The organism is Segatella paludivivens DSM 17968 = JCM 13650 (genome assembly GCF_000373185.1).
GTDB lineage: Bacteria > Bacteroidota > Bacteroidia > Bacteroidales > Bacteroidaceae > Prevotella > Prevotella paludivivens.
Window position 1 is genome coordinate 1 of the sequence record NZ_KB890661.1, and the last position, 15,480, is coordinate 15,480.

At 36.3% G+C, this 15,480-nt stretch carries 9 protein-coding genes, 2 tRNA genes and 1 pseudogene; 2 read left to right on the forward strand and 10 right to left on the reverse strand.

All coding sequences use genetic code 11. The features are described from left to right. Positions 1-166 (forward strand): annotated as a pseudogene (locus tag B045_RS15130) (IS256 family transposase); the annotation flags it as partial. Between the two features lie 761 nt (positions 167-927). Here the strand turns inward: B045_RS15130 and B045_RS0110705 are convergent. From B045_RS0110705 to B045_RS0110745, 9 genes are all read right to left on the reverse strand, one after another. After that, a tRNA-Arg gene (locus tag B045_RS0110705) sits at positions 928-1,001 on the reverse strand. A gap of 24 nt (positions 1,002-1,025) precedes the next feature. Then, positions 1,026-1,099, reverse strand: a tRNA-Arg gene (locus tag B045_RS0110710). A gap of 116 nt (positions 1,100-1,215) precedes the next feature. Continuing rightward, on the reverse strand, positions 1,216-3,270 hold the full coding sequence (htpG, locus tag B045_RS0110715; RefSeq protein WP_018464260.1) for a molecular chaperone HtpG: 2,055 nt from the start codon (positions 3,268-3,270) through the stop codon (positions 1,216-1,218). A 111-nt stretch (positions 3,271-3,381) separates the two neighbouring features. After that, complete coding sequence (gene nqrF / locus B045_RS0110720) at positions 3,382-4,650, reverse strand: NADH:ubiquinone reductase (Na(+)-transporting) subunit F (protein ID WP_018464261.1); 1,269 nt, start codon at positions 4,648-4,650, stop codon at positions 3,382-3,384. 20 nt (positions 4,651-4,670) lie between these two features. Continuing rightward, on the reverse strand, positions 4,671-5,297 hold the full coding sequence (gene nqrE / locus B045_RS0110725) for an NADH:ubiquinone reductase (Na(+)-transporting) subunit E (RefSeq protein WP_025884402.1): 627 nt from the start codon (positions 5,295-5,297) through the stop codon (positions 4,671-4,673). A 24-nt stretch (positions 5,298-5,321) separates the two neighbouring features. Next, a complete protein-coding gene (locus B045_RS0110730; RefSeq protein ID WP_018464263.1) occupies positions 5,322-5,954 on the reverse strand; it encodes an NADH:ubiquinone reductase (Na(+)-transporting) subunit D in 633 nt (210 codons plus the stop codon). Between the two features lie 17 nt (positions 5,955-5,971). After that, a complete protein-coding gene (gene nqrC, locus B045_RS0110735) occupies positions 5,972-6,832 on the reverse strand; it encodes an NADH:ubiquinone reductase (Na(+)-transporting) subunit C (RefSeq protein ID WP_018464264.1) in 861 nt (286 codons plus the stop codon). 5 nt (positions 6,833-6,837) lie between these two features. Further along, on the reverse strand, positions 6,838-8,001 hold the full coding sequence (locus B045_RS0110740; protein WP_018464265.1) for an NADH:ubiquinone reductase (Na(+)-transporting) subunit B: 1,164 nt from the start codon (positions 7,999-8,001) through the stop codon (positions 6,838-6,840). Between the two features lie 23 nt (positions 8,002-8,024). After that, the gene (locus tag B045_RS0110745) at positions 8,025-9,374 is read right to left on the reverse strand and encodes a Na(+)-translocating NADH-quinone reductase subunit A (RefSeq protein WP_018464266.1); all 1,350 of its coding nucleotides are present in this window, start codon (positions 9,372-9,374) and stop codon (positions 8,025-8,027) included. Between the two features lie 228 nt (positions 9,375-9,602). Between B045_RS0110745 and B045_RS0110750 the strand changes: the two genes are divergently transcribed. Next, entirely contained in the window at positions 9,603-14,060 is a 4,458-nt protein-coding gene (locus B045_RS0110750) for a translocation/assembly module TamB domain-containing protein (RefSeq protein WP_044067773.1), read from the forward strand. Positions 14,061-15,217: 1,157 nt separating this feature from the next. Here the strand turns inward: B045_RS0110750 and B045_RS0110755 are convergent. Then, positions 15,218-15,480, reverse strand: a 263-nt coding sequence (locus tag B045_RS0110755) for a transposase (RefSeq protein WP_018464268.1), incomplete at its 5' end; no start/stop codon positions are given.

A 15,480-nucleotide genomic window follows, 5' to 3' on the forward strand; every position in this document is an offset into this window, starting at 1 on the left:
GATTACAAAGACCAAAGGTGTGTTTCCTAGTGATGCAGCATTGGAGAAATTAGTGTATCTGGCATACCGAAATATAAAGAAGAAATGGATAAGACCATTGGTAAATTGGGGACAGAGTGCGCAACAACTAGCTATAAAATTTGGTGATAGGTTTCAGATTATGTAACTTTGCTGCCGTGATTTTCTCCTCATCTGTGAAATGCGATTAAAAATCGCATCCCCCATCTGAGGTTAAGGACTAAAGAAATCAGATACTATGACACAGTTCAGTTGACGTACCCAATAAAAGAGACAAATTATCATGGGGTAGATTAAGAACTATTGCTGGGTTTCATCTTTATTTAAGACAAGCTCTTCAACAAATCTATATAATACATTTATATAGATTTGATCACTCAACAATGTTGTATCAAAGTTTTCTTTTAAGACTAATAGCGCTTTGATTATAACGTTATTTTAAAATTTACCAAAACCATCTTTACTACATAAAGTTATGAATAACAAATATAGATACCAAAGGTGAAATTATCATTTAGCTTGAATAAGGAATGTCTGTTCCAGATAAATTATGACATCGCAAGATTAATGAGTTTAGTTCATAAGTTGATGGATTTATCAATTCATGCGCGTAAAGTAATGAAACGATTAGACGATCCACTCTACTACAAATTTTTTTTTAATACCACTAATGTCATTATGTTATGTCACAATCCCTTTGTTTATAAGGGGTGAACGAGCGACATCAACTGACATTAAAAACATTATTCTGTTAGAGATGGGGAATTATAGGCTGTATAATTTATGTTATAAATATGAATTATTTGCTCATTAAGCTTATGAACTGACCCGGATTAACTCTTATATTTATAATGAATACAGGCTTAGATATAAAAAAAAGAGAAATTCAATAAAGAATTTCTCTTTTTGTGACTCTGCTGGGATTCAAACCCGGAACCTTCTGATCCGTAGTCAGATGCTCTATTCAGTTGAGCTACAGAGCCCTTTTATGGTTTTGCAGTTAAATGTGACTCCGCTGGGATTCAAACCCGGAACCTTCTGATCCGTAGTCAGATGCTCTATTCAGTTGAGCTACGGAGCCTCATTTCTTATTTGCGTGTGCAAAAGTAATACTTTTAATTGGAATGAAGAAACATAACATCAAGTTATTTCTTTACATTAACATTTATTAAGTATTACTTCTGCACTAAACGGATATTACTTTATCAAATCAACAGAACGCTTCAGGAATGAGTCAAGAGCCTGTCCCTTCAACATTCCGTTCTGCAACAAAGCCAAGTCAATGAGCTGATGAACTATTTCATCATCCTTTGCATATCCTGAAATAATCTCAGTCTGCTTAGTTTTCTGCTCGTTTATTGCTTTCTCTGTATTCTGCAAATCATCCTTCTCTTCCTTCGTTACCTCTTCAGGCTTCTTACTAGACTGACTCTGATGCAGTGCTGTAAGACGTGCCTGCAAGCCTTTTAGTTCACTAAGAATAGGTTTAAGAGCATCTGATATCTTATTATTACAGTTGTTAAGCACTTTCTTAACCAAAAAATGATCACTGTTAAGAACTAAAGTATAGCTGTCAGGCATTTGCTGATAGAAACTCATTCCTGGTTGGAATTGACTGATCTGCTTCATTCTACGCATATACTCACTCTGTGTTATCACTACAGGTTGACTATTTTCGCCTAGAGACTGAACTTCAACATTAAATTCTGCCTTTTCAAGATGTGGCATCTGTGAACTGAATACCTTTGAAAGGTTATTGCTATCATCGGCATCAAGATCATTCTTCTTAGCATCCTCCTTAACAATAAGTCGGTCTGCAATATCAGCATCAACACGTGTAAAACGAACTTTTTCAAGTTTTTGTTCAAGCATACTGACAATAGGAGTATCCAATTGACCGTCTAGCAATAAGACATTATATCCTTTATTCTTTGCAGCCTCAATATAAGTGTACTGCTCCTCCATATTGTTTGCATAGAGATAAACTAGATAACCATCCTTATCTGTCTGCTCATCTTTAATTAAAGTCTTATATTCTTCGAATGTAAAATACTTACCTTCAACATCCTTCAACAATGTAAAGTCCTTAGCACGATCATAGAAATCGTCCTGTGAAAGCATACCATAGTTGATGAATATCTTCAAGTTATCCCATTTTTCCTCATATCCTTTGCGATCTTCCTTGAAGATACTCTGCAAACGATCAGCAACCTTCTTTGTGATATATGTAGAAATCTTCTTTACATTAGCATCACTCTGCAAATAGCTTCGACTTACATTCAAAGGAATATCTGGAGAATCGATAACACCATGTAGCAGAGTAAGGAACTCAGGAACAATACCTTCAACTTGATCTGTTACGAAAACTTGATTGCAATATAACTGAATCTTGTTGCGCTGCAACTCTATGTTATTCTTTATACGTGGGAAATAAAGAATACCGGTGAGATTAAATGGATAATCCACATTAAGATGAATCCAGAACAATGGTTCATCCTGCATAGGATACAGTTCACTGTAGAATTTCTTATAATCTTCGTCTTTAAGACTTGCAGGAGCTTTCGTCCAAAGTGGTTCAATGCTATTTATAACATTATCCTCAGCAGTATCAACCTGCTTGCCATCTTTCCATTCAGTCTTCTTACCAAAGACCAATGGTACAGGCATAAACTTACAATACTTATTGAGTAGTTCCTCGATCTTTGATTTCTGAAGGAATTCTTTGCAGTCGTCACTTATATGTAATACTATCTCGCTACCACGTCCATCCTTCTCAACATCCTCTATCTCGAAAGAAGGAGTACCGTCACAAGTCCACTTAACACCCTTTGAACCATCCTTGTAAGAACGTGTGATGATGTCTACACGGTCGCTGACCATGAAACTAGAATAGAATCCCAATCCAAAATGGCCAATAATAGCATTTGCATTATCTTTATACTTATCAAGGAAGTCAGTAACACCTGAGAAAGCAATCTGATTGATATATTTATCAATCTCTTCTTCTGTCATACCAATACCATTATCACTTATAGTAATGGTCTTTGCAGCCTCATCCAAAGTTATACGAACAGCCAATTCGCCAAGTTCGCCCTTGAAATCACCTTTCTCTGCAAGAGTTTTTATTTTCTGCGTAGCGTCAACAGCGTTACTAACCATTTCACGAAGAAAGATCTCATGATCAGAATAGAGAAACTTTTTGATAACAGGGAATATATCCTCTGTTGTAACCCCAATATTTCCTTTTTGCATAATATTATATTTTTAAAATTTTCCATGATACATTATGCAAAGAGTGTGCCAAAAAAGAAAGGAACTCACAATAATGTAAGTTCCTTTCTTATATTTAAATTATGTATGTCATTATCCAAAGTTATCATACATAATAGCATCATTTTCAACCCCCAGACTGTCAAGATAGTCAGTCACTGTCTTGATTAGCATTGGAGGTCCACAAAGATAGTACTCGCAATCTTCTGGTGTTTCGTGATCTTTAAGATATGTATCACGAATGCAATTAACAGCAAATCCTGCATAATATTTAACACCAGCTGCATCAGCTTTTGGATCTGAGCGGTCTAAAGATAAATGCATGTGGAAGTTAGGATATTCTTTTTCAAGTTCCCAGAAGTCCTCTAGGAAGAAAGCTTCGCTCAATGCACGTGCACCATAGAAGAAGTGCATTTCTCTGTCAGTAGTATGCAAAGTTTTTGTCATGTGCATAATCTGCGCACGCAAAGGAGCCATACCTGCACCACCACCAATCCAGATCATCTCCTTACCTGATGTAAAATTAGGATGGAAATCTCCATAAGGACCACTCATTCTAACCTTATCACCACCTTTTAAAGAGAAAATATAAGAAGATCCAATTCCTGTAGGAACATCCATGAAACCAACTTGTGGACGTGGCAGGAATGGTGTTAAAGCAATACGTACAGTAAGAGTTATGATATCACCTTCTGCAGGATAATTTGCCATTGAATATGCACGTACTGTAGGCTCTGGATTATGAGCTTTTAACGAAAGTATATTAAAGTTCTTCCATGCAGATATATACTCTTCACCAATCAAATCCTTATCGAAATTCTTATCATAATCAATACAATCGTATGCAGGAATAGCGATCTGAACATAAGAACCAGGAACAAAGTCCATGTGTTCTCCAGGAGGTAACGCAACTTTGAATTCCTTTATAAAAGAACTTACGTTCTTATTTGAGATAACGGTACACTCCCACTCTTTCACACCAAGTATACTCTCTGGCACTTTAATATTCAAGTCACCATTAACCTTACACTGACATCCCAGTCGCCAATGTTCCTTAATTTCCTTACGCGTAAAATGTGAACGTTCTGAATCTAATATTTCACCGCCACCTTCCATTACTTGCACTTTGCACTGACCACAGCTAGCTTTACCACCGCAGGCAGAAGGAAGATAGATACCGTTTTCGTTAAGAGTAGACATCAGACTGTTACCTTGAGTTACAGATAATGTTTTGTCATCATTAACTACGATTTCTACGCTTCCGCTAGGTGAAAGGTATTTCTTTGCGACAAGCAGTATTATGACCAAAAGGAGAATCGTAGCGAGGAATACTCCTATACTTACTAATATAAATTGTCCCATGTTATTATTTTCTCCTTTTTTTAAAATTTAAGACCCGAGAAGCACATCATTGCCATTGCCATGAGACCGACAGTAATGAATGTTATACCTAATCCCTGAAGAGGTTTTGGCACATCACTATATTGCATTTTTTCTCTTATCGCTCCCATTGAGACGATTGCTAGAGTCCAACCGAGGCCACTACCAACAGCATAAGCTATCGCATCCCACACATTACCTATATACTGTGTGTTTGAAGGATCAAGATTAATACGCTGCTGCATAAATAGTGAAGCACCCATAATAGCACAGTTCACGGCAATAAGCGGAAGAAATATACCAAGAGCTGCATAAAGTGATGGTGAATATTTCTCAACAGCCATCTCTACTAACTGTGTCATGCCCGCTATGACAGCAATAAACAAAATAAAACTAAGGTATGACAAATCTACACCTTCTATAAGACAATCAGGACCTAGGACATATACTTGTAGTAGATAATCCACAGGGACTGTGACCAGTAACACGAATGTTACAGCTAGTCCTAGTCCTAATGAAGTTTTTACATTCTTCGATACAGCAAGAAAAGAGCACATACCCAAGAAAAATGCAAAAATCATGTTGTCCACAAATATGGATCTGAAAAATAAACTTATTAAATGTTCCATAATTTTTTCTTTTAGGTATTGTTATTAATTTTCTTTTTCTTTATAAAAATAAGCTCTGTGTATCCAAATTACACATCCCACAAGTATTAATGCCATTGCTGGCATTGTCATCATACCATTGTTAATGTATCCGGCATCATAAGCTGACTGCGGAATAATTGTTAATCCTAGTAGCGTACCACGTCCTAAAAGTTCACGCACGGCACCGACAACAACCAATATCAATGCGTAACCTAGTCCATTTCCTAGTCCATCAAGAAAACTAGGCCAAGGCTTGTTCATCATCGCAAAAGCTTCAAGACGTCCCATTAGTATGCAGTTTGTTATTATAAGACCTACATACACAGACAACTGAACGCTTACATCATATGCGAAAGCCTTCAATATCTGACTGACGATTGTTACCAATGCAGCAACAACTACCAACTGTACGATAATACGAATACGATTAGGTATTGTCTTACGAATCAAAGAAATAATAACATTTGAAAATGCAGTTATCACAGCTACGGCAAGTCCCATAACAATAGCCGGTTTCAACTGTGAAGTTACGGCAAGAGAAGAACAGATACCAAGAACCTGTACAAGTACAGGATTATCTAAATTAAACGGATTAACCAAGACCTCTTTGTTCTCCTTTGAAAACAGTTTACTCATATCTATATTCCTCCCCTTTATTTTTCATTAAGAAATGTTTTATACTTTGAAAGACAATCCTTAAGCATAGCGCTCACGCCATTGGATGTCAAAGTTGCACCAGTAACGCCATCGCATTGTGTTGTAGGGTCTTTCACATCGCTCTTTTTCAAAACAGACAAAGCAACATCATCAGAACCATTCTTAAAGATTTTCTTTCCCTTAAACTGTTCCTGCCATGCAATATTGTCTTTTATTTCAGCACCAAGTCCTGCTGTCTCACTTTCATGATTGAAATAAGCTCCAAAAACAGTTGTTTTATCAGCATTAACAGCAATGTAACCCCATATTGGTCCCCAAAGTCCCATACCATAAACCGGCATCACATACTTTGTTTCTCCATTAACCTTACATACAAACAAAGCAAGTTTACCTGCCTTGTAATCCGCACTGTTTAATTTAAAACCATTTTTTTCGCCACCTTCAGAACCCTTTACCACTGTTTTTCCAGCAGCGTCTATTATATCATCAGCCGTGATATCCTTAACATACTCATCCGCAGCCTGCTTGTCAGAAAGTTCTCTGATATTCAATGCTGCAAGAATCTGCTTTTTCTTATCAAGTGCCACATTAGCATCCTGTGCTGGTTTTAAAGCTTTGAACACGAAAGCCATTAGGAAAGCCACAATGACTACTATTATTGTTGAATATACAATGGTATATGTATTACCATTTGTATTAATTCCTTTCTTACCAGCCTGAGGAGCTTTCTCTTCATCACTCTCAGTTATCTCCTCAAATTCCGAAGACGGAGATTGGCATATTGGACATTTATCCGGGGCTGCGTCGCCCTCATGGATATATCCACAAACTTTACATCTGAATTTCTTTGTTGCCATATCCGTTATTTTTTAGTTGTTAAACGTTTCATTCTCTTTGAGATATTGCTCTGTACGACACAATAGTCGATAAGCGGGGCAAACATGTTCATCAATAATATTGCCAACATCATGCCCTCTGGATAACCGGCATTGAGAACTCTTATTATTATTGCCATAGCTCCAATCAAGAAGCCATAGATATATTTTCCTATTTCTGTACGTGCACCCGTAACAGGGTCAGTTGCCATAAACACGGCACCAAAACAGAAACCACCAAGTATGATATGCTCATACCAAGGTATATGTGAACTTCCTGTTGCAGAGAACAAGAATGCCATTACTCCACCTCCAACAAAAACACTGAGCATTGTCTTCCAACTAGCTATTCTAGTCCACAACAGAATGATAGCACCTATTGCTATTGCGATAACACTTGTTTCTCCAACAGAACCAGGTATAAAACCTGTGAACATGTCGCACATACTATAAGGCACATTAATATTCTGCGAGATCTGACCAAGCGGCGTAGCACAAGTAAAAGCATCAGGTAACTGATTTCCAAGTCCGAAGATTGTATCTTTTGCAACCCATACACTATCACCACTCATCTTTGTAGGATAAGAGAAGAATAAAAATGCACGTGCTATTAATGCAACGTTGAATATATTCATACCTGTTCCTCCAAATATCTCTTTTGCGAATATTACAGCGAAAGCGATTGCAATAACCATTATCCAAATAGGACAATTCACGGGAAGAATCATTGGGATGAGGATTCCAGTAACAAGATATCCCTCCTGTATCTCTTCATCTTTCCATTGCGCCCAGGCAAATTCAATTCCTAAACCTACAACATATGAAACTACAAGTTTTGGCAGTACAGCAATAAAACCATAAAGGAATATCGACCAGAAAGAAGCTCTTGCTAAAGTTCCAGCAGCCAAAAAGTTCTGATAACCGATATTATACATTCCAAAGAGTAAAGCCGGCAGCAAAGCTATCACAACCATACTCATTATTCTTTTTGAATCTATCGCGTCATGAATATTCGTTCCACTCTTTGAAGTCGTATTAGGCACAAAGAGGAATGCGTCAAAACCGTCATACACACTTTTAAAAGCATGCAGTTTGCCACCTTCATCAAAGTTTGGCCTAATATTATCTAGTATTTTCTTTAATGCACTCATAATTATTCGTATTATAATTTTATTTAAGCATTTTCCTTCCTCAGCATATCAAGTCCTTCACGGACGATGTGCTGTAATTCCAATTTAGAAGAATCGACAAATTCAGCAAGTGCAAAGTCTTCTGGAGACACTTCATAAATACCAAGTAACTCCATCTTATCTATATCACCTGCAATAATAGCCTTTATAAGATATTCGCCATAAATATCCATTGGCAGCACTTTGTCATATTCCCCACTCATAATCATGTGGCGCTCACCACCTTTTATTCGTGCATCAAGATTATATTCTCTTTTGCCAAAAAGCCAAGAGAAGTAACTACGTGATGTAGAATACTCCTTTGTACGTGGAAGTATCCATCCTAGTAATTCATCCACATTGTCACCTTCAGGTATGACAGAAACTTCTGATGTAGCAGCACCAATATAGTCTTCCATCGTGGTTTTCTTGCCAGTAAGAGGATTACCGTTTATTATACGTATATGATCTTCTTTTGCAAGTTTTCCATCCAATACAGCAGACAAAGGTGTTCCTATGAGAGCCTCTACATAAGACGGTTTTTTTATTTCACTTCCAGCAACAGCTATAACACGACGCAAGTCAACCTTACCTGTATTAAATAATCTACCTATAATAATTACATGTGCAGGATCTACTGTCCAAACGACTTCTCCTTTATTAACCGGGCAAACATGATTCACTTGAACACCAATATTTCCTGCAGGACACTTACCTTTAAAAATATTAATTTCCACATTCTCTGCATTAAAAAGAGCCTTAGCTGCCTGTTTTGAACTAATGCCAAGATATGTTTTTTGAATTTTAGAAAGAGCATTCAAACCTGTTTGAAAATCCTTTTCATTACCTTCCAATTCTACCTCAAAGTCAGAAGCTAAAGGCATATCTCTAAATGCAGAAATAAATATTGCCTTTGGATCTGTATCTGGAGTTGTAGAAACAGCATAAGGTAATTGTTTTATATATCCAAAAATACCAGCATCTAGCAAAGCCTTCTTAACAGCTTCTGCATCCAATGAGTTAATATCCTTAGATCCAAAATCAAGAAACTGCTGTTGTTCATCAGCTCTAACCTTCACATACAAAATCTTACGTCTTTCACCTCGCAATATAGATTCAACAGTACCACTAACAGGAGATGCGAATTTAACTTCAGGGTGTTTTTTACTTACAAATAAGGGCTCACCAGCCTTAACCTTATCACCTTCATGCACAACAATCTTAGGAGTAACTCCACAAAAGCTATCAGGCACCAAAGCATATTCTTCACTCTTTAGCGTTGAAATAGTTCCTTTGCAAGCTGTTCCTTTTAGATTAATGTCTAAGCCCTTACGCAACTTAATTACATTTTTCATAAATACTTTTATAAGTTGATTATTTCTTATTTTTCTAGCTAACGCATTTGCTCACCAATAAAAGCAAAATTATTTATACTGCTTGACCACTATAACTATAGTGTTTCGTTAAACAAATTTGTTTTTGCAGGTAAGCTTAAGCATTCGATGCAAATTTAGTGAAAATTAAGCATAAATAAAAGAAAAAATATCCTTTTATTTCTATTATAAACTAAATTTGATGTAATTTTGCAACATAAATTCAATAAAAAAGGCAAACTGAACAGACTCAAACATATCGTCAACACTGTTATATGGACCATCGCCGGTTTATATTTTGCATTAGTGATACTGCTTCATCTTCCAGCAGTAAAGGGTATTATTGGTTCTGAAGCTAGCGATTTACTAGCTCATAAACTCGGAACAAGAGTAAATATAGGCAATGTTGATTTGGGATTTCTCAATCGTGTTATCATAGACGATGTATTGATATATGACCAACATGGCGAAAAACTTCTAAAATCTTCGAGAGCTTCTGTAAAAATAGATATTATACAACTTTTTCAAGGAAAGATATCAATAACATCCGCACAGCTTTTCGGTTCAAAAATTAATGCTTACAAGCAGACGGCTAAGTCAAAAGCTAACTACCAATTTGTACTTGATTCATTAGCTTCAAAAAACAAAAAGAGTAAAAGTAATCTTGATTTAAGGGTTGGTTCGCTAATAATAAGAAACGGCGCACTTACTTATAACCAATACGATGCAGTGCAAAAATACAGACAATTAGATCCTAAACATCTTAATTTATCTGATATAAGCGCACATATTATATTGAACACACTAACAAATGACAGCATAAACCTGAACATCAGGAAAATGTCATTTAAGGAGACATCTGGACTAAATATAGTATCACTTTCTACAAAAATAATAGCTAACAGGAAGCAAGCTGAATTAAATAATTTCGAATTGATGCTGCCAGGAACTGTAATCAGACTTGGTGACTGCCTTGCCACATATACTTTCCTTGGCAAAGAATTACAGATTCCATCTCTGCAATATAGCGGAAGTATTGACCAATCAACGATACGCCCTTCAGATTTTTCGTGCTTTCTTCCGGCATTGAAGTCTTTCCGCAACAAACTGGATATAAGTACGACTATCAGCGGAACCAGTACTTCTGTAAGAATCCACTCTTTAGGAATAATTGGCAGAAGCATATTTCTAAATGCTAGTGGTTCATTGAATAATTGGCAAAGTAAGAAACCTAGATGGGTTGCTGATATAAAAAGTCTAAGCCTTAAGGGTGATGGTATAAAGTTTATAAGCAACAATTTAGGAAAGCAACTGAGTATTCCTATTGAAATAACAAGACTTGGAAACATAGTTTTTAAAGGTGCTATTGGAGGGTATGGAAAAGATGTTGCTACTAAAGGAATGATTCGCACTGATGTAGGATCAGCCAAACTAGCGTTGGGTATAAACGGAAAAAATTTCAGCGGACATGTGGAGACTGATGGAATATCAGTAGGCAAAATCATAAACAACGATAAACTAGGAATCGTTGCCACTAAAATTAATGCTGACGGATATATAAACGGAAATGATATAAAAATCAATGCTAAAGGACACATTGGAAACATCGAATATAATAGGTACACATACCGAAATATAAATATAGACGGACTGTTCAGTAAGAAAAAAGCTAGTATGCATTTTAACGGCAAACTAGACATCAACGATCCTAACGGCAAAATTGCAATAGAAGGAGACTTGAGCAAACTAGGCAAAATCACAAAAGCCAATATAACTGCAGCCATAGATCACTTCAACCCTAATGCACTAAAACTTATAGGCAGCTACCCTTCTACAGAGTTCTCTGCTAATATAAGCGCCAATTTCATAGGAGACAACATCAATAATGCCGATGGAAGAATCGTCTTGTCCGACTTTGACATGCGCTCACCTAAAGATGCATATCATCTTAATACGATGGAGATACATGCAGGAAAAGACAACATGCAGCACTTTCTTACAATGAACAGTGATTTTGGACAAGCTGACATTATAGGTAAGTTTGACTATGCGACAATTTTTAACAGCATTACAAACATCATACACAGCAAACTTCCATCTTTGATGGGATTAAAGCGTGGATTGGCAAAGAAAGCTAACGATTTTTCTTTCAATGCCTACATAAGTAAGAGCGATTGGCTCAATAAAATTTTCGGCGTAGACATTGACTTAGCTGAACCAGTTACACTCAGTGCTATCATAAATGACCATAAACAACAAATTGATTTTGTTGCACAAATGCCATCATTCAGTTTTGGAAACAACATATTCAAGAATGGTTATATAAAGGTTACATCTCCTAATGATTCTCTAAAGGCTGAAATTCAAGCTAAAAAAGTATCTAAAGATGGTAAAGGACTGGCTTGGAACATAGAAACTTCGGCTACCGACAACAAACTCAAGTCTATAATAAAATGGAACAACTTATCAGGTAAGTATTTTACAGGAACTCTTAACACAGAAACGGAATTCTTTAAATCAGAATATGGTAATACAGCACACATAACTGTACACCATTCAGACATAATTGTAGGAGACAGTACTTGGAATATACAACCTAGCGACATCGTATATAGAAAGAATCATATAACTATAGATCATTTCGCTGTTACTCACAACAATCAACATATAATAATTTCAGGATTAGCAACACCTAGCAAGAAAGATTCTGTTATCGCCGACTTGCAGAAGGTTGACGTAAGCTATATATTGAATCTTGTGAATTTTCATTCTGTTGATTTCAGTGGTAAAGCATCGGGAAAAGCTTATATAGCCGGCGCTTTTTCTAAACCAGATGCATCAGCAAAACTTAGAGTTGAAGATTTTAAGTTTGAAAATGGTCGTATGGGTGTATTATATGCTGATGCCAATTGGAATAATCGTGAAGGTCAAATAGACATAGATGCAACAGCCAACGATACAATAAGCAATACGTATATAAGCAATTCTATTATTCCAATTAAGACGATTATTAAGGGATACGTATCGCCAAGAAAGAATAATATTGACCTCAACATAACTGCTGACGGCACAAGAATTGAATTCCTTAAAAGATTCTGCGGGAGTTTTATGGGCAACATAAATGCATACGCAAGTGGAGATGTTAGAGTTGTAGGACCATTAAACAGAATAAACCTCACAGGTGACCTCATTGCAAATGGTGTCATACACATGAGCACGCTAAACACAGACTATACTTTAAGGAATGCCCATATCCATGCTGTTCCAGATGAAATATACCTACAAAACGATACTGTTACCGACAGAGATGGACATATAGGAATTGTAAGCGGAGCACTGCATCATCAGCATCTAACAAAACTTACTTTCGATATAGGCATAAACGCTCATAACCTACTTGCATACGACACACATGAGTTTGGTGACAACACATTTTATGGTACGGCATATACTACTGGAACATGTAACATAAAAGGTAGAAACAATGATATAACGATTGATGTCAAAGCTACCGCTAATAAAGGCAGTCAAATCGTTTACAACGTGTCAAGTCCGACATCAATAAGTAAAAATGAATTTATCCACTGGACAAATCGAGACAGCGTTAATACAGCATTGAGCATAAAAGAAAAGCCAGACAGTACTAAGGATATTAATATTCCTACAGATATGCATATTAATTTCCTTATTAATATGACACCCGAAGCTACCGTAAAACTTATAATGGACCATAATACAGGAGATTATATTGCACTTAACGGTACAGGCGGACTTCGAGCTGCATATTATAATAATGGAAGTTTTGATCTTTATGGTAACTACCTTATAGATCACGGTATATATAAACTTACGATACAAAATGCAATAAAAAAAGACTTTATGTTCACCCCTGGTGGAACTATAAGTTTTGGAGGAGATCCATTTGATGCAGCACTAAATCTGAAAGCTCAATACACTGTACAAGGAGTGAGCCTCGCTGACTTGAAGATAGGTAACAGTTTCTCTAATAACAACATCAGAGTTGACTGTCTTATGAATATAACAGGAACACCTTCTAGTCCTAAAGTTGATTTTGGTCTTGACATGCCTACAGTCAACAACGACGCAAAACAGATGATACTAAATCTGATAAACAGCGAGGAAGAGATGAACCAACAGGTATTATACCTATTGGCTATCGGTCGTTTCTACACACAGACCAACAACAATGCAGTTGCAGAAAGCACAACTCAGCAAAGCCAGACAAGTCTTGCCATGCAAAGTATTCTCAGTGGAACTGTGAGCCAACAACTCAATAATGTTTTAAGCAGCGTAATAAACAATACCAATTGGAATTTCGGTGCCAACATTTCAACAGGAGATGAGGGATGGAATAATGCTGAATATGAAGGTCTGTTGAGTGGAAGACTACTTAATAACAGATTGCAGTTCAGTGGACAGTTTGGATATCGTGACAATGCAAACGCAACAACAAGTTTCATCGGAGACTTTGACCTAAGATACCTACTATATCCTAACGGTAACCTTGCAATAAGAGTATACAACCAGACTAACGACAGATATTTCACAAGAAACAGTCTGAACACCCAAGGTATTGGATTTATCCTGAAAAAAGATTTTAATGGTTTCTGGGATCTTTTCAGTAGAAAGAAAAAGCTAAAGAAATAATACTAAATTATTAGATAACACTTTACAACATTGTGGAGTATATTAATGCCTAACAACAAGAAATAAATATTCTTCGTATATTTAGGCAGGCCTTCCCTGCATCTTTTCGTATTTTTAGCTACAGAGCTACGTTATCTCTCGTAAAGCATATAAACAGAGGGATTGACGATATGTATCTAGGTCCAGTTAGCTTCGTTAAGCTACGTTTTAGCTACGGCGACTTGTGGCGTTTTAAGAATGAAATGCAATTCATGGATGAATTTATAAATTATCTATGTCAAAGAATCGCTGTCTGCATCTGAAGAACTGAGGATGTGAAAATAGATTCAGTAAACGAAAACAGAATTTTCAAGCTTGTTTAAATGTTCTGCTGAATTCTCTGCAAAGATACTGCAAAAATTTTGTCCATGCAAAGGGATTTAGGTTAGACCGTTAGCCAAAGTTTGGCGCTACACATTAATAGTACACGTGCGTACGTGCGCACACTCTTTGGGTTTTTCAGAAAAATAAGTGTCGAAGTGTCTATTCATTGAGCCTCAATTTATTAGAACTCTTTTCGGGGCGAATAAAGTGTCGATTATTCGTCGGTAAAATATGTGGGAAAATTTTCCTCATATTGCATTGTACTTTATGAAGTAATTTGATGCTTTTTGTGATGTTTTGCAGTGCGTTTTACGAAGAAATAGGAGGTAAAACATCGTAGAAAAGTTTGCGTTTCTATATAGAAAGAGTTACGTTTCTATATAGAAACGCAGGCAAAACTTGAAATTTGGCCGTCACTTTTATTAGTCAAATTCGTCGATAAAACATTGATATTCATTACGTTAACACTTCGACACTTATATTTTTCAAAAAACTTAGGTGCGCGCGTACCTACACGTACATTATAAAGGCAAAAATAGATGACGTAGCTAAGACGTAGCTCATCGAAGCTAAAATGACCTAGCTACGTATTTTTTTTATCAGTGTTTATAGGCTTTGTGAGAGATGCCGTAGCTAAAAACACAAAAAAGCGCAGAGAAGACAGCCTTAATATGCAAAATTCAAATTGTTACCAATAAATCTAAGCTCAAACAGTTTGCCTTTAGCCGAAATAGGTTTATATTTGTTATTAGATAAGTTGTCTAACCTTACCGTATAAATGGTTCTTCTCTAATTTAGTTGAAGAATATATGCTCTAGAACCATCTTTCTTCTTAGTAGTTTAATGCTCGCTCTACCATACATAGTTCTCTTTACAGCTTTTAGTTTATTTACAAATCCCTCTGTGATTCCATTTGTGACATTTTCCTTAATGGTATTTAATATAGCTCTATAATCGAATTTTACGCCTATTAAAAATGTCTTGAGCGTCCTAATCTTTGTTTTCCAGTATTTCTTCATCCATCTAATAAGTCTGCAACTGTCCGTACCAGTGATAA